Below are 20,458 nucleotides of genomic sequence, written 5' to 3'. Positions count from 1 at the left end.
ACAAGCAATATCCATGCCCCCCTGACAACAGGAGTAAAAATGCAAAAGATAGTGATCGTCGCGAACGGTGCGGCCTATGGAAGCGAATCGTTATTTAACAGCCTGCGTCTGGCAATCGCCCTGCGCGAACAGGAAGCGGATCTCGACCTGCGTCTGTTTTTAATGTCGGACGCGGTAACCGCGGGATTACGAGGTCAGAAACCTGCAGAAGGATACAATATTCAGCAAATGCTGGAGATCCTGACGGCGCAAAATGTGCCGGTCAAACTGTGCAAAACCTGCACCGATGGCCGTGGGATCACGACGCTGCCGTTAATTGACGGAGTGGCCGTCGGCACGCTGGTTGAACTGGCTCAATGGACGCTGGCTGCAGATAAAGTGCTGACCTTCTGATACACCGTTTTCAGGCAAGCACACTGAAAGTGTCGATAATTTCCGGATTTAATCGTAGATGGGCGCGGTTTCGTTGAACGTTAGCACGCCCTTTCAACCCTTTTAAGGAATTTTGTCACTTTTGTTTAATCGTTATGCCATTTTTTGATCAAAATCAGCATCCCGTTGCTCCCCCTTTGGTGTTATGCAATGAGTGAAATGTGAACAACATCACGCAGCACTTTCGACAGAAAGTACGTTGTTTTCAAGAACGGGGTGAAAAATGGCATTAGTGAAGGCGAGTTTAAAGTTATTTGGTGGCGATACGGTGGTTGTGCGCTGTTCCGAGCGTTGTCACATCCATCTGATGAGCGAGAAAAATCACGTCAAAGACACGCAGTCCGACATCTTAAGCGTGCAGGATCGTGATAACGCATGGTTGACCGTGCCCTATACCGGCATCTGGAATGTGCTGATTGACAGCCACAGCCAGTCGCTAGAGCATTCAATAAGTTATATTGCAGCCTAAGCGTTAATTGCCCGAAAAGCGCCTGGCTTTCGGGCATTCAGTTCCAGGCTGGGTTCAGGCAAACCCAGGCCGCATAACGCCTTCCGGCAGGTTCTCTCCCAACAATCGTTTAACCGTGATCACCAGATCGTTAAGACAATCATCCTGCATCCCCAACTTGACCAGCTCTTGTTCCAGTGAGAACAGATACTGGGCGTTGGTACCTAAAGGTCCGCTCGCCGCGGCGATAAGCGGCGCAATCACCTGCGCGCGCGTGTCTGACTCAAACAGCGGATGACGCGGATCCATAATAAAGACCAGTGCGTTCACCGTCCTGCCGTCATCAAGCGCCAACTGACACCAGGTCGGCAGATAACAGCCGGTGATCATTTCTCGCTTCCACAGCAGCGAAAGCTCTTGTTCCAGGGATGCCTCCGGCAAGCGGTAGGCCACACCGGTGGTGCGTCCCCCTTCTTTCAGGGCCAGCATACGTCCTGGCTGACACGCCGTTCCTCGCCCCGCCGTCAGGCGCAGACAGAAAGCACGGTGCCAGCCGACTAACGTCCCGGTACAGGACTCTTCAAACTCTAAGGCCGGGTTCCACATCAACGATCCATAACCGAAGATCCACACCGGTCCATCATCTGGTCGGCAAGCGAGCGTGGCGGCCAGTGAGGCTGCACGTTGTTCCGCTGACCAGAGTAGTGATTCTTCAATAGCACCAAATGCCGTCTTACAGTCGGCATTCAATAAAAAATCACGCGTTAACACCTTACACCTCCGCCACTGCAGCTTCCCTGCGACAACTTTTTTGACGCCTTCCGGGCTTTTTTACTGCTCATTTTGAAACCAATAGCTGGACAATAGGCAATTCACCGCTCGCTTGCAAGCCAGCAACGGCGCGGCGTAGCACGATTCGCTAACGCCTGATGCTGGCTAGTTCATAAAGGCATTATAATTGATACTGTTACGCCTTTTTATGCCATTTATCATCATCACCTTTTTGATAATCATTTTTGACCGCGGCCCACGCCACCTTGTGTGCTGTCTCTTCACGGGTAGCATCATCACGACGGTCAGATTTATCTTTATACTGTTCCCAGGCGCTGTTGAAAGCTTCTTTGTAGATGTCCTGAGCATGGGCTGGCAGAACATGCTGCACGCTTTCAGGCAGATCGCTTTTGGATTTATATGGCATTGTGAACTCCTCTTTTTAGGCTAAACCTTAAGTGTGGTTAACAATGCGGCGATGCGCCAATAATGGACATTTATAGAAAATTTCTTCATCTAACCTTCTGTTAATTAAACAGTCTATAAACAATAATTTTGTTTTTGACCGCTTTGAGAGGAAAAATAAGCGATGTAGTAAAATTTCGTAAAATGTCACCTACAAAACCAAGTTTTCTGTTATTTTTTACATTCTTTAATACTTTTTATAATTATATACCCTAAATAATTCGAGTTGCTTAAAGGCGGCAAGGGAGTGAATCCCCAGGAGCATAGATAACTATGTGACTGGAGTGAGCGAACGTAGCCAACGCATAAGCAACTTGAAGTATGACGGGTATAAATACCTGCAGAGACGGAGAATTAATTCAATGACACACGTACATGAGGCGGTAAAAACCCGCCACAAGGAGACCTCTCTCGTCTTCCCGATTTTGGCGCTGGTAGTACTGTTCTTCTGGGGGAGCAGTCAGTCACTACCAGTGGTCATCGGTATTAATGCGCTGGCCCTTATTGGTATATTAAGCAGCGCATTCAGCGTTGTCCGTCATGCTGATGTATTAGCACATCGACTTGGCGAACCCTACGGGTCGCTGATCCTCAGCCTGTCCGTTGTTATTCTTGAAGTCAGCTTAATCTCCGCATTAATGGCGACCGGCGATGCAGCGCCTACGCTCATGCGCGATACGCTATATTCAATCATTATGATCGTAACCGGCGGCCTGGTCGGTTTTTCATTACTGTTAGGTGGCCGTAAATTTGCCACTCAGTATATGAATCTGTTTGGTATTAAGCAGTATTTAATCGCCCTGTTTCCGCTGGCCATTATTGTACTGGTGTTCCCGATGGCTTTACCGGGTGCAAATTTCACTACCGCCCAGGCGCTATTAGTGGCATTAATTTCTGCGGCGATGTACGGCGTATTTTTGCTGATACAAACTAAAACGCATCAGAGCCTGTTCATTTATGAGCATGAAGACGAGGGTGACGACGACGATCCGCATCACGGTAAACCGTCAGCCCACAGCAATATGTGGCATGCCGCTTGGCTTATCATTCATCTGATCGCTGTTATTGCCGTGACCAAAATGAACGCCAGCCCGCTGGAAACATTGCTGACTGAACTGAATGCGCCGGTCGCCTTTACCGGTTTCCTGGTCGCATTGCTGATCCTCTCCCCTGAAGGGCTAGGTGCGCTGAAAGCGGTTCTGAGTAATCAGGTACAGCGGGCGATGAATTTGTTCTTCGGTTCAGTATTAGCCACCATTTCACTGACCGTTCCGGTAGTGACCCTGATCGCATGGGCAACCGGGAATGATTTGGTCTTTGCGCTGGGCGCACCAGAGATGATTGTGATGGTTTCATCACTGGTACTGTGTCACATCTCTTTCTCCACCGGACGCACCAACGTGCTTAACGGTGCGGCGCATCTGGCGCTGTTTATCGCCTATCTGATGACGATATTTGCCTGATTAGTCTTTCTGATAGAACCCACGGCCCTTCTCAGGGCCGTTTTCTTTTACCGCTCACAGCTCCGGATAAACCTGTTGACCATCGACAAACGTTAATAACGACTCCGTTTGGTGCAATTTGTCTGCCGGAATAGCCATAATATCCTGATTAAGCACCGCAAAACGGCGAGCTTACCTGCCTGCAAACTTCCCCTCTGCTGTTCTGCAAAAGCTATCCAGGCGGCATTGAGGGTATACATTTTTAATGCATCTTCTCGGCTTAACTGGCACGCATCATGGCGTACCGTGCCGTCGAGCGCTTTACCTGTTACATGATATTCAATGGCATGCCATACTCCTGCAACGCCAATCCGCGTCGCATCCGTACCACCTACAACGATACCCCCCTGCTCTGATGCGGGTTGATATGAGGCACCGCCTGATTAAGTTCCCATTTTCCCCATCATATTTATCTACCTTATCTTGTGATGATCATCTGGAAAGCTGATGCCGCACCGCTACGCTGGCGATTCGCGCGCTGGCTAGCAGACGTTCGAACGAATGCCCGCAACGCGCTTTTCCCGACAGGCCAAGCATTGTGGTACTGACGTAATCAGTCAGGCTGTCAGCCTCCTTAGGATGCCGCTGTGCGATAAAGTCGTGAATTTTATGTTCGGTAGCCGAGTAGAAATTCCGCGCGACCTTCCGCGCCTGCGGATCGTTACTGTGCGTGCCCTCCAGGACCAAACATCCCGGCGCATGCGGATCTGCGGCATAACGTCGCGCCGCCTCTTCAAGCAGATCGGTAAGACATGCAGAAACGGGTTTATCGGGGCGAAGAATGTCATCAAAAGGGATCGCCTCAGTTTGTACGTAGCGGTCAAGAACACGTTTATAAAGACCGATTTTATTCCCAAAAGCAGCATAGAAACTGGGGGGCTTGATCGACAACGCCGCGGTGACATCCGCCACGCTAACCGCGTCATAGCCATGTGCGTGAAACAAGGGTTGTACTTTGGCAACGGCCATTTCTGGATCAAAATTACGTGGGCGTCCAGGTGCACGAGTGCATTTTGTAGTGCTCATTACAAATCCATTGACAGAAAACAGTGCACCTATTATATATCGATCACTACATAATTGTTCAAGGAGCACCTCATGTCTTCTTTTAACGGCAAGTCAGTTCTGGTTCTTGGCGGCAGTCGTGGGATTGGCGCGGCTATCGTGCGCCGTTTTGCCGCGGATGGCGCATCGGTTATCTTTACCTATTCAGGCTCCCCTGACGCTGCCAAAGCGCTTGCTGATGAGACGGGTACCCAGACAGCGCAAACCGATAGCGCCGACCGTAACGCCGTCATCAACCGGGTACGCGAAAGCGGCCCGCTGGACGTGCTGGTAGTTAATGCAGGCATTATTCTGTTTGGTGATGCGCTGGAGCAGGATCCGGCTGACGTGGAGCGCCTGTTCCGGATTAACATTCACTCCCCATACTATGCGGCCGTGGAAGCGGCACGACAGATGCCTGACGGCGGACGCATTATCATTATTGGTTCTGTGAATGGCGACCGTATGCCTCTTGCTGGCCTGGCCTCTTATGCGGTGAGCAAATCAGCGCTGCAAGGGCTGGCCCGGGGGCTGGCACGTGATTTTGGACCGCGGGGCATTACGGTCAACGTGGTTCAACCGGGTCCTATTGATACCGATGCCAACCCGGAAGATGGCCCACTGAAAGAGGTGATGCACAGTTTTATGGCGCTAAAACGACATGGCCGTCCAGAGGAAGTTGCGGGAATGGTTGCCTGGCTTGCAGGCCCTGAGGCTGGGTTTGTGACGGGGGCAATGCATACAATTGACGGTGCATTTGGCGCCTGACGGCCACCCTTAACACTTTTCTCAAACAGCAGTCCGAAGAGATATCTCTCCGGACTGCAATACTTTCTTAGTTCTCGGTATCCAGCTCGTCGAAGCTTTTAACCAGGTCATCAATCGCTTTAATCTGAGTCAGGAACTGTTCCAGTTTCGCCAGCGGCAGCGCGGATGGACCATCGCATTTCGCATTGGCTGGATCCGGATGCGCTTCAATAAACAGACCGGCCAGACCTACCGCCATACCTGCGCGCGCCAGTTCGGTAACCTGCGCACGACGACCGCCGCTTGCTGCGCCAAACGGGTCACGGCATTGCAGCGCATGGGTAACGTCAAAAATCACCGGCGAGTTGCCAGAAACTTTCTTCATCACGCTGAAGCCCAGCATATCCACAACCAGGTTGTCATAACCAAAGTTCGCGCCACGGTCGCACAGAATTACTTTGTCGTTGCCGCCTTCATGGAATTTGTCCACGATATTGCCCATCTGGCCCGGGCTTACGAACTGCGGTTTTTTCACGTTGATAACGGCACCGGTTTTCGCCATCGCTTCCACCAGATCGGTCTGACGAGCGAGGAAGGCCGGCAGCTGAATCACATCCACCACGTCAGCAACAGGCTGAGCCTGGCTGGCTTCGTGAACATCGGTGATCACTTTTACGCCAAAAGTCTGCTTCAGTTCCTGGAAGATTTTCATCCCTTCTTCAAGGCCCGGTCCACGGTAAGAGTGGATGGAAGAACGGTTGGCTTTATCAAAGGAGGCTTTGAACACGTAAGGGATACCCAGCTTTTGAGTAACGGTTACGTAGTGCTCACAAATGCGCATCGCCAGATCGCGGGATTCCAGCACGTTCATTCCGCCAAACAGCACGAACGGCAGGTCATTTGCCACGTTGATGTCGCCAATGCTAACCACTTTTTGTTTCATAGGATCGCCTTAAACGGTAGGTAAAGTGTCATTAATCAATGCAATACAATTTGCTTGTGCGAAATAGTATTAATCTGCGCACGAATCATTTCGCTGATCGGGTCTTCCGGACACTGTTCAACGAAATAACTTAAATCTGTCAGCGCAACATGTTCACATTCCAGTTGCGCGTAAATTAATCCACGATCGCGTATTTCATACGGATCTTCAGGATTAAACTGTAATAATGCTTCGCTGGCACGCAGCGCCAGCTCCATTTGCCGCTCTTCCATCAGCGATGATTTCAGCGTGTCGAGCAGTTTACGAATTACTTCTGCATTATCCGCCTCATCCAGGTCTTCGTTAAACAGCTCCGCGACCGGGCTGATATTCCCCTTCAGCCACACTTCCAGCGTGTGCTCATTTAACGTTTCGCCATTGAACGGATTGATTAGCCACATTTCGCCATCGAGCGATTCAATACGCAGGATGAGTTGTGTCGGGAAAATCACCGGCACCAGTGGCAGCTCCAGTCGGTTGGCAATCCACAATAAGATCGCACCCAGGGATACGGCGCTGCCCTGACGATTTTTCAGTACCTGATCAAGCCATAGTGCATCAGAAAGACGATAGACGCCGTGGGTATCCGTAAACCCCCATTCGCCGTAAAAAAGTGCCAGCAGTTTTTCCAGTTGCTCATCCTGAGACAGGAGCTGGCTAATTTCTTCTTGCGCCAGACTGACCAGACGTTCCAGTTCGTCATAGACAGTTTGTGTCGGAAAATCCAGACGGATAGACTCCGACGCCAGGATCATCCCATCACACAATGGCGCTTTATTAAATTCGAAATCAGCTAACGACCTCATGCTTACCCCAGTAACGGTATTTTTGTGGTGGCGAGTTTAATGATGATGTACAGCACCACCAGCGCCAGCGGAAAAGCGATTAATCGCGCCTGCTGACTGCGCGCCCGACGATAATCGAGCGCAATAAAACCCAAAACGATGTAAATGATAACCCCAAACAGCTTTTCAGTCAGCCATGTCCCGTGCTCAGTGAATGGCAGGATGTGCGCTTTAACCATTAACGCTACGCCGCTGAGTAATAAAACGGTATCGACAACCGGCGGCACGATGCGCGTCCAGCGCGCGCAGGCAAGGCGCGAGTCGGTGTAACGCCACCAAAATCGCAGGATCAGCAAACCAACCGAAAGCGCAATGCTGATGAGATGGACGTTGAGTAACACACCGAAGGTACTCATGATGGGATGCGTCCAAGCGTAATTCGCTCGTTGCCGCCATAGTCACGACAGGTTTCAACTGCCACGTAACCCGCACGAGTAAAGGCATCACGGACGGCCTCGCCCTGCTGCCAACCATGTTCCAGCAACAGATAGCCGCCGGGCGTTAACATGCGCTGAGACTGGTCGATGATATGCACGATATCCGCCAGCCCCTGAGCGCCCGCCACCAGCGCCGACAGCGGTTCAAAGCGAACGTCGCCTTGCGCCAGGTGCGGATCCTGTTCGTCGATATACGGCGGATTGCTGACAATCATGTCAAACTGCTGTCCCTGCAATGCGCTGAACCAGTTACTTTGCAGCACACAAACATTGTCGATGCCCAGTTGCTGCTTGTTGCGAATGGCCAGTGCCACGGCATCAGGCATGCGGTCTACAGCTGTCACTGCACAATCCGGACGCTCGGTTGCCAGCGCCAGCGCAATGGCACCCGTGCCGGTTCCCAAATCGAGAATACGACACGCTGAGGCCGGCAGGCGAGCCAGCGCCTGCTCCACCAGACACTCGGTATCCGGACGCGGAATAAGCGTGGCTGGAGACACAAACAGCGGCAACGACCAGAACTCACGCACGCCGGTTAAGTGCGCCACCGGCTCTCCCCGCTGACGCCGCTCCAGTAGCGTATCAAGCTGTTGACGCTGCGCCTCGGTTAACTCCGTTTCGCCGAAAGCCAGAATAAAGGTGCGCCCTTTGCCAGTAACGAACTCGAGTAAAATCTCGGCGTCACGGCGCGGGCTTTCGCTTGCCTGTAATTGGCTTATCGCTTCACGCAGCCAGTGCTGATAATCCATTAATCCTGCTCGGACAATGCCGCCAGTTGATCGGCCTGGTATTCCTGGACAATCGGCTCAATGAGCATATCCAGTTTGCCTTCCATCGCTTCATCCAGACGGTAGAGCGTCAGGTTAATGCGGTGATCGGTCACACGCCCCTGCGGGAAGTTATAGGTACGGTTACGATCGCTGCGATCGCCACTGCCCAACAGGTTGCGGCGTTCAGAGGCTTCCGCCTGTTGACGTCTTGCCACTTCTGCGGCACGAATTCGCGCCCCCAGCACCGACATCGCTTTAGCTTTGTTTTTATGCTGTGAACGTTCGTCCTGGCATTCCACTACGATACCGGTCGGTAAGTGGGTAATACGGATTGCGGAGTCGGTGGTGTTAACGTGCTGACCGCCCGCGCCTGATGAACGGAAGGTGTCAATACGCAGATCGGCCGGGTTGATGTCCGGCAGTTCGGCATCCGGCAGTTCCGGCATAACCGCGACCGTACAGGCCGAGGTATGAATACGCCCCTGCGATTCCGTCGCAGGTACGCGCTGCACGCGATGGCCGCCAGACTCAAACTTCAGTCGCCCGTAAACGCCTTCGCCGCTAATCTTGGCAATGACTTCTTTAAACCCGCCATGCTCGCCTTCGCTGGCGCTCATGATCTCAACCCGCCAGCGACGCGATTCAGCGTAACGGCTGTACATGCGGAACAGATCGCCGGCAAACAGCGCCGCTTCATCACCACCGGTTCCCGCGCGCACTTCGAGGAAGGCGTTACGTTCGTCATCGGGATCTTTAGGTAATAGCAGGACCTGCAGATGCTGTTCCAGCTGCTCACATTTCTCTTTTGCTTCGCGCAGTTCATCCTGCGCCATTTCACGCATTTCAGGATCGTCGAGCATCATCTGAGCCGTCTCGATATCTTCCTGAACCTGTTGCCAGTCCGTAAAACAGCGAGATACATCGCTTAATTGCGCATATTCGCGCGACAGCGCACGAAAGCGATCCTGGTCTGCGATAGTACCCGCATCACCGAGCAGCGCCTGAACTTCTTCATGGCGTTCATGCAGGGCTTCCAGTTTGGCAACGATAGAAGGCTTCATAGGCGTAAATGCACCCTGTAAAAAATAAGATTGGTGTGCTGCTACTCCAGCCCGAGGCTGTCGCGCAGAATATTCAGGCGTTCACTATCCCCGTCACGGGCGGCCTGTTGAAGTGATTTGGTTGGTGCATGAATCAGGCGATTGGTCAGTTTCCAGGCCAGATCCTGCATAATGGCTTGCGCATCACCGCCCTGTTGAAGAGCGGCCAACGCTTTGGCGGTCAGTTCATCACGGATCTGTTCTGACTGACTGCGATACTCGCGGATAGTGTCGCTTGCGCCCTGGGCGCGTAGCCAGGCCATAAACTCGCTGGCTTCCTGCTCCACTATCGTTTCGGCTTCCACCGCCGCCGCTTTGCGCTGGGCCAGGTTATGCGAAATGATGCTTTGCAGGTCATCAACACTGTACAGATAGGCGTTAGACAATTTACCCACTTCCGGCTCGACATCGCGCGGTACGGCGATATCCACCAGCAACATAGGCTGATTGCGGCGGTTTTTAAGCGCACGTTCCACCATTCCTTTGCCGATAATCGGCAGCGGACTGGCGGTAGAACTGATAATGATATCGGCATCCTGTAAACGCGCGTCTATATCACTCAGTGAAATCACCTCGGCGCCGACTTCATCCGCCAGCACCTGCGCACGCTCGCGAGTGCGGTTGGCGATGATCATTTTCTTCACTTTGTGCTCGCGCAGATGTCGCGCAACCAGCTCAATGGTTTCGCCCGCACCGACTAACAGCACGGTTACCGTGGAGAGCGATTCAAATATCTGCCGCGCCAGGGTACAGGCGGCAAACGCCACCGACACGGCGCTGGCGCCGATGTCAGTTTCTGTACGTACACGTTTTGCGACAGAAAATGATTTCTGGAACATGCGTTCCAGCGCACTGGCGTTCAGGTGACCTTTTTGCGAATCCGCAAACGCTTTTTTCACCTGCCCCAGAATTTGCGGTTCACCGAGCACCAGTGAATCCAGACCGCTGGCAACACGCATCAAATGACTGACCGCGTCGTTGTCCTGGTGCCAGTACAAGCTGTTGCGCAGATCTTCTTCATTGAGGTTATGGTATTCACACAACCAGCGAACCAGCGCTTCTTGCAGGTTATCCTGCTCTTCAACGCTGAGATACAGCTCCGTGCGGTTACACGTCGACAGCACTACCCCGCCCTGCACCATTGGCTGCGCGAGCAGGCTGTCCAGCGCCTGATCGAGCGTATCCGGCGAAAACGTTACGCGTTCTCGCAGCGATACAGGTGCCGTTTTATGGTTAATACCAAGCGCTAAAAGGGTCATGTGTGCGGGAATAGTACCAGCGTTGATAAGGTTAGACTGGGTGCATCATACAGGATGCGTGCGGTCAATAAAAGAGACTGCCCCCTTTTGGAGTAATAGCTTAGTGCACAAATTTAAGCGATTTAAGATAACTTGAACGTAGACGATGTCTGATGGCGGCGCTAGCATTAAGAGTTATAACTGCAACGTATCTCAAGGATTTGTCATCATTATGACCCTGCCTGATTTTCGCCTGATTCGCCTGCTGCCGCTGGCGGCCCTGGTTCTTACTGCCTGTACGCTCAACGCGCCTAAAGGTCCCGGTAAAAGCCCCGATTCTCCGCAGTGGCGCCAGCACCAACAGGAAGTTCGCGCCCTGAACCAGTATCAGACGCGTGGTGCGTTTGCCTATATTTCCGATCAACAGAAAGTGTATGCCCGCTTTTTCTGGCAGCAAACCGGTCAGGATCGCTATCGTCTCCTGCTGACCAACCCACTGGGCAGCACGGAACTGGAACTTAATGCGCAGCCTGGCAACGTCGAACTGGTCGATAACAAAGGCAAGCATTACAACGCCGACGACGCTGAAGAGATGATCGGCAAACTGACCGGCATGCCTATCCCATTAAACAGCCTGCGCCAGTGGATCCTTGGACTGCCAGGTGACGCCACCGATTATAAGCTCGACGACCAATATCGTCTGAGTGAAGTGAACTACAGCAAAGACGGTAAAAACTGGAAAGTGGTCTATAGCGCCTACGACAGCAAAACCCAGCCAGCGATGCCAGCAAACATGGAGCTGTCCGACGGCTCCCAGCGTATTAAGCTGAAAATGGATAACTGGATTGTGAAATGATGACCCATTGGCCCTCTCCGGCAAAACTGAATTTGTTTTTATACATCACCGGACAGCGTGCGGACGGTTACCACACGCTGCAGACCTTATTTCAGTTTCTTGATTATGGCGACACGATAGATATTGCACCGCGTAGCGACGGCGAAATTCACCTGTTAACCCCAGTGGAAGGCGTTGCGCATGAAGACAATCTGATCGTCCGTGCGGCACGTTTGCTGATGAAAGCGGCATCTGAAAGCAATCGCCTTCCCAAAGGGAGCGGTGCGGACATCAGTATCGATAAACGCCTGCCGATGGGCGGCGGTCTTGGCGGAGGTTCGTCTAATGCGGCAACCGTTCTGGTGGCGCTGAACCATCTCTGGCAGTGCGGACTTTCAGTTGATGAACTGGCGGCACTCGGCTTAACGCTGGGGGCGGATGTTCCCGTATTCGTGCGCGGCCATGCGGCCTTTGCCGAAGGCGTTGGCGAAATTCTGACGCCGGTCGAGCCTGAGGAAAAGTGGTATCTGGTTGCTCATCCGGGAGTCAGTATTCCGACACCGGTGATTTTTAACGATCCCGACCTCCCGCGCAACACGCCAAAAAGGTCAATAAAAACGTTACTAAAATGTGAATTCGGCAATGATTGCGAGGTTATCGCAAGAAAACGTTTTCGCGAGGTTGATGCGGCGCTTTCCTGGCTGTTAGAATACGCGCCGTCGCGCCTGACTGGTACAGGGGCTTGTGTCTTTGCTGAATTTGACACTGAGTCTCGTGCTCGCCAGGTGCTTGAGCAAGCCCCGGAATGGCTCAATGGCTTTGTGGCGAAAGGCGTCAACCTCTCCCCATTGCACAGAGCGTTACTCTAAATCCTTCGGATTTCAGGAAGATGGCGAAATGACGAATCGCCAGGTGCATACAACTTCAGTATGTAACTGGTGTGAGGAATTGATGCCAGCGCAAATGAAACGCGAAAGATAAAGAGTAAGCCGGGCAAGCTGAGTTGCGGTGACAACGTCACCCTGTTCCAGACGTTGCATCGCGCTCTTTAATACACCGCATGGAGAGGATACTGCCTGGCCCGCACAGTTTTCGGCAGATTCTTTCCACCAATGGACGCATGCCTGAGGTTCTTCTCGTGCCTGATATGAAGCTTTTTGCTGGTAACGCCACCCCGGAACTAGCACAACGTATTGCCAACCGCCTGTACACTTCACTCGGCGACGCCGCTGTAGGTCGCTTTAGCGACGGCGAAGTCAGCGTACAAATTAATGAAAATGTACGCGGTGGTGATATTTTCATCATCCAGTCCACTTGTGCCCCTACTAACGACAACCTGATGGAATTGGTCGTTATGGTTGATGCGCTGCGCCGTGCTTCCGCAGGCCGTATCACCGCCGTTATTCCTTACTTCGGCTATGCACGTCAGGATCGTCGCGTACGTTCCGCTCGTGTACCGATTACCGCTAAAGTCGTCGCTGATTTCCTGTCCAGCGTTGGCGTTGACCGCGTCCTCACCGTTGACCTGCATGCTGAACAGATCCAGGGCTTCTTTGACGTACCGGTTGATAACGTATTCGGTAGCCCGATCCTGTTAGAAGACATGCTGCAGCTGAACCTGGACAACCCGATTGTGGTTTCTCCGGATATCGGTGGCGTCGTGCGTGCCCGCGCTATCGCTAAACTGCTGAACGATACCGACATGGCTATCATCGACAAACGTCGCCCGCGTGCGAACGTTTCTCAGGTGATGCACATTATTGGTGACGTTGCAGGTCGTGACTGTGTTCTGGTTGATGACATGATCGATACCGGCGGTACGCTGTGCAAAGCAGCAGAAGCACTGAAAGAACGTGGTGCTAAACGCGTATTTGCGTACGCCACTCACCCGATCTTCTCAGGTAATGCGGCAAACAACCTGCGCAACTCAGTGATTGATGAAGTCGTTGTCTGTGACACTATTCCACTGACTGACGAAATCAAAGCGCTGCCAAACGTGCGTACATTGACCCTGTCGGGTATGCTGGCCGAAGCGATTCGTCGTATCAGCAACGAAGAATCCATCTCTGCTATGTTCGAGCATTAATCGAGCCCGGCTCAAAAACCCGCTGCGGCGGGTTTTTTTATCTGCAATACTTATTTGTATGACTTATGCCTCCTTCACCTGCCATTTAGTTGACAGATGATGCGCTCATGGATGAAACATTATTGTGAACAGATTATTTTCCTCACATGTGATGCCTTTCCGCGCCCTCATCGACGCTTGTTGGAAAGAAAAATATACTGCCTCTCGCTTTACCCGTGACCTGATCGCCGGGATAACCGTTGGGATCATCGCCATTCCGCTGGCAATGGCCCTGGCAATAGGCAGTGGCGTTGCGCCGCAGTACGGCCTGTATACCTCAGCCGTCGCTGGGATTGTTATCGCCCTTACCGGGGGATCGCGCTTTAGCGTATCTGGCCCAACCGCCGCCTTCGTGGTGATTCTGTATCCGGTGTCGCAACAGTTTGGGCTGGCAGGCCTGCTGGTTGCCACGCTCATGTCCGGGATATTCCTGATCCTTTTCGGCCTCGCTCGTTTTGGCCGCCTGATCGAATATATCCCCGTGTCGGTAACGTTAGGTTTTACATCGGGTATTGGTATCACCATCGGTACCATGCAGATTAAAGATTTTCTTGGCCTGCAGATGGCCCATGTCCCGGAGCACTATCTGCAGAAGGTTGGTGCGTTGTTTATGGCCTTGCCGACCATCAATTTCGGCGATGCCGCCATTGGCGTAGTGACGCTGGGGATCCTGATTTTCTGGCCGCGCCTGGGGATCCGACTGCCGGGTCACCTTCCCGCACTGCTGGCAGGCTGTGCGGTAATGGGTATCGTGAACCTGACCGGCGGCCATGTCGCCACTATTGGTTCTCAGTTCCACTACATTCTGGCTGACGGCTCACAGGGTAATGGTATCCCGCAGTTGCTGCCGCAGCTGGTCCTGCCGTGGAATATGCCGGAATCAAACTTTACCCTGAGCTGGAGCTCGTTACAGGCGCTGTTACCGGCAGCCTTCTCGATGGCGATGCTGGGGGCAATTGAATCTCTGCTGTGCGCCGTCGTACTCGATGGGATGACCGGCACCAAGCATAAAGCTAACAGCGAGTTGATTGGCCAGGGGCTGGGTAACATCGTGGCACCGTTCTTTGGCGGTATCACCGCCACAGCGGCAATTGCCCGCTCTGCGGCAAACGTCCGCGCCGGGGCGACCTCGCCAATCTCTGCGGTTATCCACGCGATTCTGGTGATCCTTGCCCTGCTGGTACTTGCGCCGCTGCTTTCCTGGTTACCGCTTTCCGCCATGGCCGCCCTGCTGCTGATGGTGGCATGGAACATGAGTGAAGCGCATAAAGTCGTGGATTTGCTGCGCCATGCACCGAAAGACGACATCATTGTCATGCTGATGTGTATGTCGCTGACGGTACTGTTCGACATGGTTATTGCCATCAGCGTCGGTATCGTTCTCGCCTCTCTGCTGTTTATGCGTCGTATTGCGCGCATGACTCGCCTGGCGCCGGTCAACGTAGACGTACCGGACGATGTACTGGTGCTGCGCGTTATTGGTCCGCTGTTCTTTGCCGCGGCGGAAGGATTATTTACCGATCTCGAGTCACGTATTGAAGGTAAACGCATCGTAGTCTTGAAGTGGGACGCGGTCCCGGTACTGGATGCCGGTGGTCTGGACGCTTTCCAGCGCTTTGTAAAACGTCTGCCGGAAGGTTGTGAATTACGCATCAGTAATCTGGAATTCCAGCCGCTACGCACCATGGCGCGCGCGGGTATTCAGCCGATTGCCGGGCGCCTGACGTTCTTCCCGAATAAAGATGCTGCGCTAGCAGATATCCGCTGACGTGTAGCCCGGCCAGGCGAAACGACGCCGGATTACAAATGACAGACAAAAAAATGGCTCCCGTACGTGGAGCCATTTTTATAACAAGCTTATTGCTTACGCGTTCAGCAGTTGCTCAGCCGTTGCCTTCACGCTTGCCAGCAGGACTTTAACATCCTCCAGACATACCGTCGGATTGAGCAGCGTTAGCTTCAGGCAGGTGACACCATCTGCTTCGGTCACGCCGACGTTGGCGCTACCTGAAGCCAGAAGAACGTCGCCAATACGCTGGTTCAGCAGCGCGACAAATGCCACGTCGTCACTTTGCGGGCGGAAGCGGAACAGCACGCTTGCCAGCTGCGGCTCCATCACCAGTTCAAGACGCGGCTGGGTTTTGACAAACTCAGCAACATCACGCGCCAGCGTCACACCGTTATCAATGATCTCGGCATACTGCTTTTTGCCCAGCGCTTCGAGGCCCATCCACAGCTTCAGCGCATCGAAACGACGCGTGGTCTGCAGCGACTTCGATACCAGGTTTGGTACGCCAGCCTCTTCATCGAAATCAGAGTTCAGGTACGCCGCCTGGTAACGCATCAGCTCGTAGTGGCGCGCATCTTTTAACAGGAACGCACCGCAGCTGATGGTCTGGAAGAACTGCTTGTGGAAATCCAGCGTCACGGAATCTGCCAGTTCAAGGCCGTTCAGGAAGTCACGGTACTTATCAGAAAGCAGTAACGCCCCGCCCCATGCCGCATCCACGTGCATCCAGATCTGATGTTCTGCAGCCAGCGCTGCAATATCCGCTAACGGATCGATTGCGCCCGCATCGGTAGTACCGGCAGTGGCGACGATTGCCATCACCTGCTCACCGTTGGCTTTCGCCTGGGCCAGCTTGTCTTTCAGGTCAGCCAGATCCATGCGTGAAAACGCATCGGTCTTCACCTGGGTGACGGAACGGTAGCCCAGCCCCATCAGCGCCATGTTCTTCTGCACGGAGAAGTGCGCGCTTTCAGAGCAGAACACTTTGATTTTACTCAGATCACCGGTCAGACCATCCTGCTGAATGGAGTGCCCCTGGCGAGCGAAGAAAGCATCACGCGCAAGCATCAGGCCCATCAGGTTACTCTGCGTACCGCCGCTGGTGAATACGCCCGCATCGCCTGTCGGGTATCCAACCTGCTCACGCAACCACTCGATCAGCTTGATCTCAATGATGGTGGCCGACGGGCTCTGGTCCCAGGAGTCCATACTCTGGTTGGTGGCGTTGATCAGCACTTCCGCCGCCTGGCTAATTACCAGGCTCGGGCAGTGCAGATGCGCCACGCACTGCGCATGGTGAACCAACAAGCTGTCTTTGAGAAAGTATTCAACCGCACGCTCAATAGCGGCCTGGTTGCCCAGGCCCTGAGACGTAAAATTCAGGTTGATACGTTCACGCAGTTGCTCAACGGTTTTACCCTGATACATCTCAGGCTGCTTCAACCATTCAACGACCGCTTGCGTACTCTGCTCGATAGCGTCCTGATAAGCTGCAATGCTTTGCGCCGAGCCGGACAGAATCGGGTTTACGTCTGACATTCGATCCAACTCCGTTTAAACCGGCTTCACGCCAGCGCCCAGCAGGGCGTTTTCGAATTTATCGAGGAAGATTTCCAGCTCAGCGTTGGTGATCAGCAGTGACGGCAGCAGGCGCAGCACGCACCCGTTGCGGCCACCACGCTCCAGAATCAGCCCATTTTCGAAGCATTTTTTCTGCAGCAACGCGGACAGCTCGCCATCGGCCGGGTAGCAGCCCATGTGATCCTGCGCTTCATTCGGCTTCACGATTTCCAGGCCGATCATCAGACCCAGACCGCGCACCTGGCCGATAACCGGGTAGCGTTTCTGCAGGTCAGCCAGTTTGCCTTTCAGCCACTCGCCCTGGGCAGCAACTTTATCGGCAATCTTGTCATCTTTGAGGATCTTCAGCGTTGTCAGACCGGTCGCCATCGCCAACTGGTTGCCGCGGAAAGTACCAGTGTGGTGGCCCGGAGCCCACGCATCGAACTGCTTTTTAATGCCCAGTACCGCCAGTGGCAGACCGCCGCCAACCGCTTTGGACATCACGATGATATCTGGCTCAATACCGGCATGTTCGAAGGCGAACAGTTTACCGGTACGTGCAAAGCCCGCCTGAACTTCATCGATGATCAGCAGAATGCCATGTTCCTGCGTCACTTTACGAATGCGTTGCAGCCACTCGACCGGAGCCGGATTCACGCCACCTTCACCCTGCACCGCTTCAAGGATCACGGCAGCCGGTTTACGCACGCCGCTTTCAACGTCGTTGATCAGGTTTTCGAAGTAGTAGGTTAATGCTTTAACGCCAGCGTCGCCGCCGATACCCAGCGGGCAACGGTATTGATGCGGATACGGCATAAACTGCACTTCCGCCATCATGTTGCTGACCGCTTCTTTCGGCGACAGGTTGCCGGTCACGGACAGCGCGCCGTGGGTCATCCCGTGGTATCCACCGGAGAAACTGATGATGCTGGAACGGCCGGTGACTTTCTTCGCCAGCTTCAGTGCCGCTTCAACAGCATCTGCGCCGGACGGACCGGTGAACTGCAGGCAATATTCTTTGCCCTGACCCGGTAATAAAGAAAGTAAATATGATGAGAATTCATCTTTTAACGGCGTGGTAAGGTCAAGCGTATGTAACGGTAAGCCGCTTGTGATGACACTTTGAATGCTCTGCAGCACTTCAGGATGGTTATGACCAAGCGCCAGGGTTCCGGCACCTGCCAGGCAATCAAGATATTGATTATTTTCTACATCAGTAATCCAGACGCCCTGCGCTTTAGCGATCGCTAATGGCAGTTTACGTGGATAGCTGCGGACATTAGATTCAAACTCAGCCTGTCTTGCTAAAAAGGTATCATTGCTCTGTGGTAATGAATTAGCACTTAAAGTATCAATACGGACTTTATCCGTCATCATATCACTCCTACAACCAGGTGTAGATTAACGCCTGATTGAATAAATGGTTATAAGGATTACCTGTAAAAAAGCGCGGCTAATATATGTTGTTTTAGCTTAGGACTCAATCATTTATTTTTCGGCATTAAAAATAACAACTTTCTCCTTTAAATTCAAAGCGTAATAACTATTTAGCATTACTAAATCCTAAAGAAATATATCTATTTAATTAACAATGTTGTAGCTAATTGCAACGCAGACAATCTAATAAAAACCATGGGATTTTCGTGTTTTTATTATTTTTTTACACGTTTTTACCATTAATGATGCTCGCGACATCTTGTGATGACATGATTTTTCACTTATTTGTCGATAAATCGAATAAAAAAGTCGATCCCTAAATATAAATCACTTAGTATGGCGCGCTTATTTGCAGGCTATGTAGATAAAATTAATGCGCAGCACCCGATAACGCGTACAGGCGACACGCGTTATCGACAACAGGTATTCCCTGGGTTGTCAGCAGAAATGTTCGCGGGCGGACATTTCGTAAGGCGAACGTCGTTCCCTTATGCCGAGAATGAAAATTTTCTAGCCATACTTTTATGGCGCCCTGATATGAGATTGTTATGACTCGCATTTATCCACCATCCGTCGTTGCCAAATTTGGCGGCACCAGCGTCGCTGATTTTGATGCGATGAACCGCAGCGCCAGCATTGTCCTTGCTGATCAAGATGTCCGTTTAGTCGTTTTGTCTGCTTCAGCAGGCGTGACAAACTTACTGGTTGAGCTTTCTGAAGGTCTGGAAACACATCAACAATTAGATAAGATTGAGACTTTACGCGCCATCCAATACAACATTATTTCCCGCCTGAAGCAGCCGTCCGTTATCAGCACGGAAATCGATAATCTTCTAAACAATATCCGTCGTCTTGCACAAACGGCGATGGTTTCGCCGTCTGATGCGTTAAGCGATGAGTTAGTCAGCCATGGCGAGCTGATGTCCTCGCTACTGTTTACTGAAGTCTTACGTGAACGGCATGCCGAGGCCGGGTGGTTTGACGCCCGCAGCGTGATGCGTACTAACTCGAACTTCGGCTGCGCCGAACCCGAGCTTGGCACACTGCACCACCAGGTGGAGACTCACCTGCGCCCTCGTCTTGAGCAAGCGATTATGGTGACTCAGGGATTTATCGGGCGTGATGCCACAGGACACACCACAACGCTTGGACGCGGCGGTAGTGATTACACGGCTACGCTTCTCGGTGAGGCGCTTCACGCCACACGCGTTGACATCTGGACCGACGTCGCAGGGATCTACACCACCGACCCACGCATTGCGCCGCGGGCCAAACGAATCGACCATATCTCATTTTCCGAGGCCAGCGATATGGCCGCCTACGGTGCGAAGGTCCTCCACCCGGCGACACTGCTCCCGGCAATGCGTAAAAGCATTCCGGTCTTTGTTGGCTCAAGTAAGGATACTGCCGCCGGAGGTACGCTGGTGCACAACACCACCGATAATCCACCTCGCTATCGCGCGCTCGCCGTGCGTCGTAAACAGACGCTGTTGCGGTTACACAGTCTGGAGAAGCAACCTTCCTGTTCTTTCCTGGCGCAGTCCTTCGCCATTTTAGCTCGCCATGCGGTCACGGTGGATTTGGTTACAACCTCAGAGAATAGTATTGCGCTGGCGCTGGACGCCACTCATGCAACCTCAGGTGAAGACCATGTGTTGACCACCGCATTGTTTACCGCCTTGTCCTCCCACTGTCGGGTGGAAGTGGAAACCGGGCTGGCACTGGTCACTTTGGTGGGGAATCAACTCACACAGGCTGCGGGAGTTTGCAAAGACGTTTTTGCCTGGCTTGAAGAACATACGGTACGAATGATTTGCCATGGGGCGTCAAACGACAACCTGAGTATCCTGTTGCCGGCTGACAATGCAGACAGCGCGATCAAAGCGTTACATTATCGGTTATTCGAATAACGCTTCTTTGTAGTATGC

At 52.8% G+C, this 20,458-nt stretch carries 21 protein-coding genes; 9 read left to right on the top strand and 12 right to left on the bottom strand.

Translation table 11 applies throughout. The features are described 5' to 3' along the window. Window positions 1-39: 39 nt before the first annotated feature. Together OGY17_RS10500 and OGY17_RS10495 are read left to right on the top strand one after the other, a co-directional pair. Window positions 40-393: a DsrE/DsrF/TusD sulfur relay family protein gene (locus tag OGY17_RS10500; RefSeq protein WP_003833402.1), complete on the top strand. Its 354-nt coding sequence runs from the start codon at window positions 40-42 to the stop codon at window positions 391-393. 262 nt (window positions 394-655) lie between these two features. Then, window positions 656-901: a DUF1883 domain-containing protein gene (locus tag OGY17_RS10495; protein ID WP_003020763.1), complete on the top strand. Its 246-nt coding sequence runs from the start codon at window positions 656-658 to the stop codon at window positions 899-901. 54 nt (window positions 902-955) lie between these two features. Here OGY17_RS10495 and OGY17_RS10490 read toward each other — a convergent pair whose 3' ends face one another. Both OGY17_RS10490 and chaB read right to left on the bottom strand, forming a co-directional pair. Beyond that, window positions 956-1,651, bottom strand: coding sequence for a gamma-glutamylcyclotransferase (locus OGY17_RS10490; protein WP_060682116.1), 696 nt, complete (start codon window positions 1,649-1,651; stop codon window positions 956-958). 196 nt (window positions 1,652-1,847) lie between these two features. Further along, the gene (chaB, locus tag OGY17_RS10485) at window positions 1,848-2,078 is read right to left on the bottom strand and encodes a putative cation transport regulator ChaB (RefSeq protein ID WP_008784971.1); all 231 of its coding nucleotides are present in this window, start codon (window positions 2,076-2,078) and stop codon (window positions 1,848-1,850) included. Window positions 2,079-2,478: 400 nt separating this feature from the next. On the opposite strand from chaB, the gene chaA reads away from it, so the two are divergent. Further along, window positions 2,479-3,579 carry a sodium-potassium/proton antiporter ChaA gene (chaA, locus tag OGY17_RS10480; RefSeq protein ID WP_003833407.1) on the top strand — a complete coding sequence of 367 codons (1,101 nt, stop codon included), beginning with the start codon at window positions 2,479-2,481 and terminating at the stop codon, window positions 3,577-3,579. A gap of 92 nt (window positions 3,580-3,671) precedes the next feature. On the opposite strand, the gene OGY17_RS10475 is transcribed toward chaA, so the two are convergent. Both OGY17_RS10475 and OGY17_RS10470 read right to left on the bottom strand, forming a co-directional pair. Beyond that, window positions 3,672-3,929: an amidohydrolase family protein gene (locus OGY17_RS10475; RefSeq protein WP_238937808.1), complete on the bottom strand. Its 258-nt coding sequence runs from the start codon at window positions 3,927-3,929 to the stop codon at window positions 3,672-3,674. A gap of 121 nt (window positions 3,930-4,050) precedes the next feature. Beyond that, window positions 4,051-4,644: a TetR/AcrR family transcriptional regulator gene (locus tag OGY17_RS10470; RefSeq protein WP_286607186.1), complete on the bottom strand. Its 594-nt coding sequence runs from the start codon at window positions 4,642-4,644 to the stop codon at window positions 4,051-4,053. 72 nt (window positions 4,645-4,716) lie between these two features. Between OGY17_RS10470 and bdcA the strand changes: the two genes are divergently transcribed. After that, complete coding sequence (gene bdcA / locus OGY17_RS10465; RefSeq protein WP_286607182.1) at window positions 4,717-5,430, top strand: SDR family oxidoreductase; 714 nt, start codon at window positions 4,717-4,719, stop codon at window positions 5,428-5,430. A gap of 67 nt (window positions 5,431-5,497) precedes the next feature. On the opposite strand, the gene kdsA is transcribed toward bdcA, so the two are convergent. From kdsA to hemA, 6 genes are read right to left on the bottom strand one after another with little or no spacing between them, the layout of a single operon-like run. Next, the gene (gene kdsA, locus OGY17_RS10460) at window positions 5,498-6,352 is read right to left on the bottom strand and encodes a 3-deoxy-8-phosphooctulonate synthase (protein WP_003020772.1); all 855 of its coding nucleotides are present in this window, start codon (window positions 6,350-6,352) and stop codon (window positions 5,498-5,500) included. A 35-nt stretch (window positions 6,353-6,387) separates the two neighbouring features. Further along, window positions 6,388-7,197 (bottom strand): invasion regulator SirB1, encoded by an 810-nt coding sequence (gene sirB1, locus OGY17_RS10455; protein WP_003020775.1) that lies wholly within the window; start codon window positions 7,195-7,197, stop codon window positions 6,388-6,390. 2 nt (window positions 7,198-7,199) lie between these two features. Next, window positions 7,200-7,592 carry an invasion regulator SirB2 gene (sirB2, locus tag OGY17_RS10450; RefSeq protein WP_071446252.1) on the bottom strand — a complete coding sequence of 131 codons (393 nt, stop codon included), beginning with the start codon at window positions 7,590-7,592 and terminating at the stop codon, window positions 7,200-7,202. After that, entirely contained in the window at window positions 7,589-8,422 is an 834-nt protein-coding gene (gene prmC / locus OGY17_RS10445; RefSeq protein ID WP_071446250.1) for a peptide chain release factor N(5)-glutamine methyltransferase, read from the bottom strand. Before prmC ends, sirB2 begins: the two co-directional genes overlap by 4 nt. Next, window positions 8,422-9,504: a peptide chain release factor 1 gene (gene prfA, locus OGY17_RS10440; RefSeq protein WP_003020786.1), complete on the bottom strand. Its 1,083-nt coding sequence runs from the start codon at window positions 9,502-9,504 to the stop codon at window positions 8,422-8,424. Before prfA ends, prmC begins: the two co-directional genes overlap by 1 nt. A 41-nt stretch (window positions 9,505-9,545) precedes the next feature. Beyond that, window positions 9,546-10,802 carry a glutamyl-tRNA reductase gene (gene hemA, locus OGY17_RS10435; protein ID WP_003833420.1) on the bottom strand — a complete coding sequence of 419 codons (1,257 nt, stop codon included), beginning with the start codon at window positions 10,800-10,802 and terminating at the stop codon, window positions 9,546-9,548. Between the two features lie 211 nt (window positions 10,803-11,013). Between hemA and lolB the strand changes: the two genes are divergently transcribed. The 4 genes from lolB (at window position 11,014) to dauA (ending at window position 15,509) form a co-directional block, all read left to right on the top strand. Beyond that, complete coding sequence (lolB, locus tag OGY17_RS10430; RefSeq protein WP_079937420.1) at window positions 11,014-11,637, top strand: lipoprotein insertase outer membrane protein LolB; 624 nt, start codon at window positions 11,014-11,016, stop codon at window positions 11,635-11,637. Next, the gene (ispE, locus tag OGY17_RS10425) at window positions 11,634-12,485 is read left to right on the top strand and encodes a 4-(cytidine 5'-diphospho)-2-C-methyl-D-erythritol kinase (RefSeq protein WP_286607180.1); all 852 of its coding nucleotides are present in this window, start codon (window positions 11,634-11,636) and stop codon (window positions 12,483-12,485) included. Before lolB ends, ispE begins: the two co-directional genes overlap by 4 nt. Before the next feature lie 269 nt (window positions 12,486-12,754). Further along, window positions 12,755-13,702 (top strand): ribose-phosphate diphosphokinase, encoded by a 948-nt coding sequence (gene prs / locus OGY17_RS10420; protein ID WP_001518537.1) that lies wholly within the window; start codon window positions 12,755-12,757, stop codon window positions 13,700-13,702. A 124-nt stretch (window positions 13,703-13,826) separates the two neighbouring features. Beyond that, complete coding sequence (dauA, locus tag OGY17_RS10415) at window positions 13,827-15,509, top strand: C4-dicarboxylic acid transporter DauA (RefSeq protein WP_071692414.1); 1,683 nt, start codon at window positions 13,827-13,829, stop codon at window positions 15,507-15,509. Window positions 15,510-15,605: 96 nt separating this feature from the next. Here the strand turns inward: dauA and OGY17_RS10410 are convergent, their stop codons facing one another. Both OGY17_RS10410 and OGY17_RS10405 read right to left on the bottom strand, forming a co-directional pair. Next, window positions 15,606-17,069, bottom strand: coding sequence for a pyridoxal phosphate-dependent decarboxylase family protein (locus tag OGY17_RS10410; protein WP_502872496.1), 1,464 nt, complete (start codon window positions 17,067-17,069; stop codon window positions 15,606-15,608). Between the two features lie 15 nt (window positions 17,070-17,084). Continuing rightward, window positions 17,085-18,470: a diaminobutyrate--2-oxoglutarate transaminase gene (locus OGY17_RS10405; protein ID WP_008784983.1), complete on the bottom strand. Its 1,386-nt coding sequence runs from the start codon at window positions 18,468-18,470 to the stop codon at window positions 17,085-17,087. A 608-nt stretch (window positions 18,471-19,078) separates the two neighbouring features. Here OGY17_RS10405 and lysC point away from each other — a divergent pair. Then, window positions 19,079-20,440: a lysine-sensitive aspartokinase 3 gene (gene lysC, locus OGY17_RS10400; RefSeq protein ID WP_267458767.1), complete on the top strand. Its 1,362-nt coding sequence runs from the start codon at window positions 19,079-19,081 to the stop codon at window positions 20,438-20,440. The last annotated feature ends 18 nt before the right edge of the window (window positions 20,441-20,458 follow it).

Source organism: Citrobacter sp. Cpo126 (genome assembly GCF_030332445.1).
GTDB classification, from domain to species: Bacteria; Pseudomonadota; Gammaproteobacteria; order Enterobacterales; family Enterobacteriaceae; genus Citrobacter; species Citrobacter portucalensis.
This window is presented reverse-complemented; position numbering and strand designations above follow the sequence as displayed.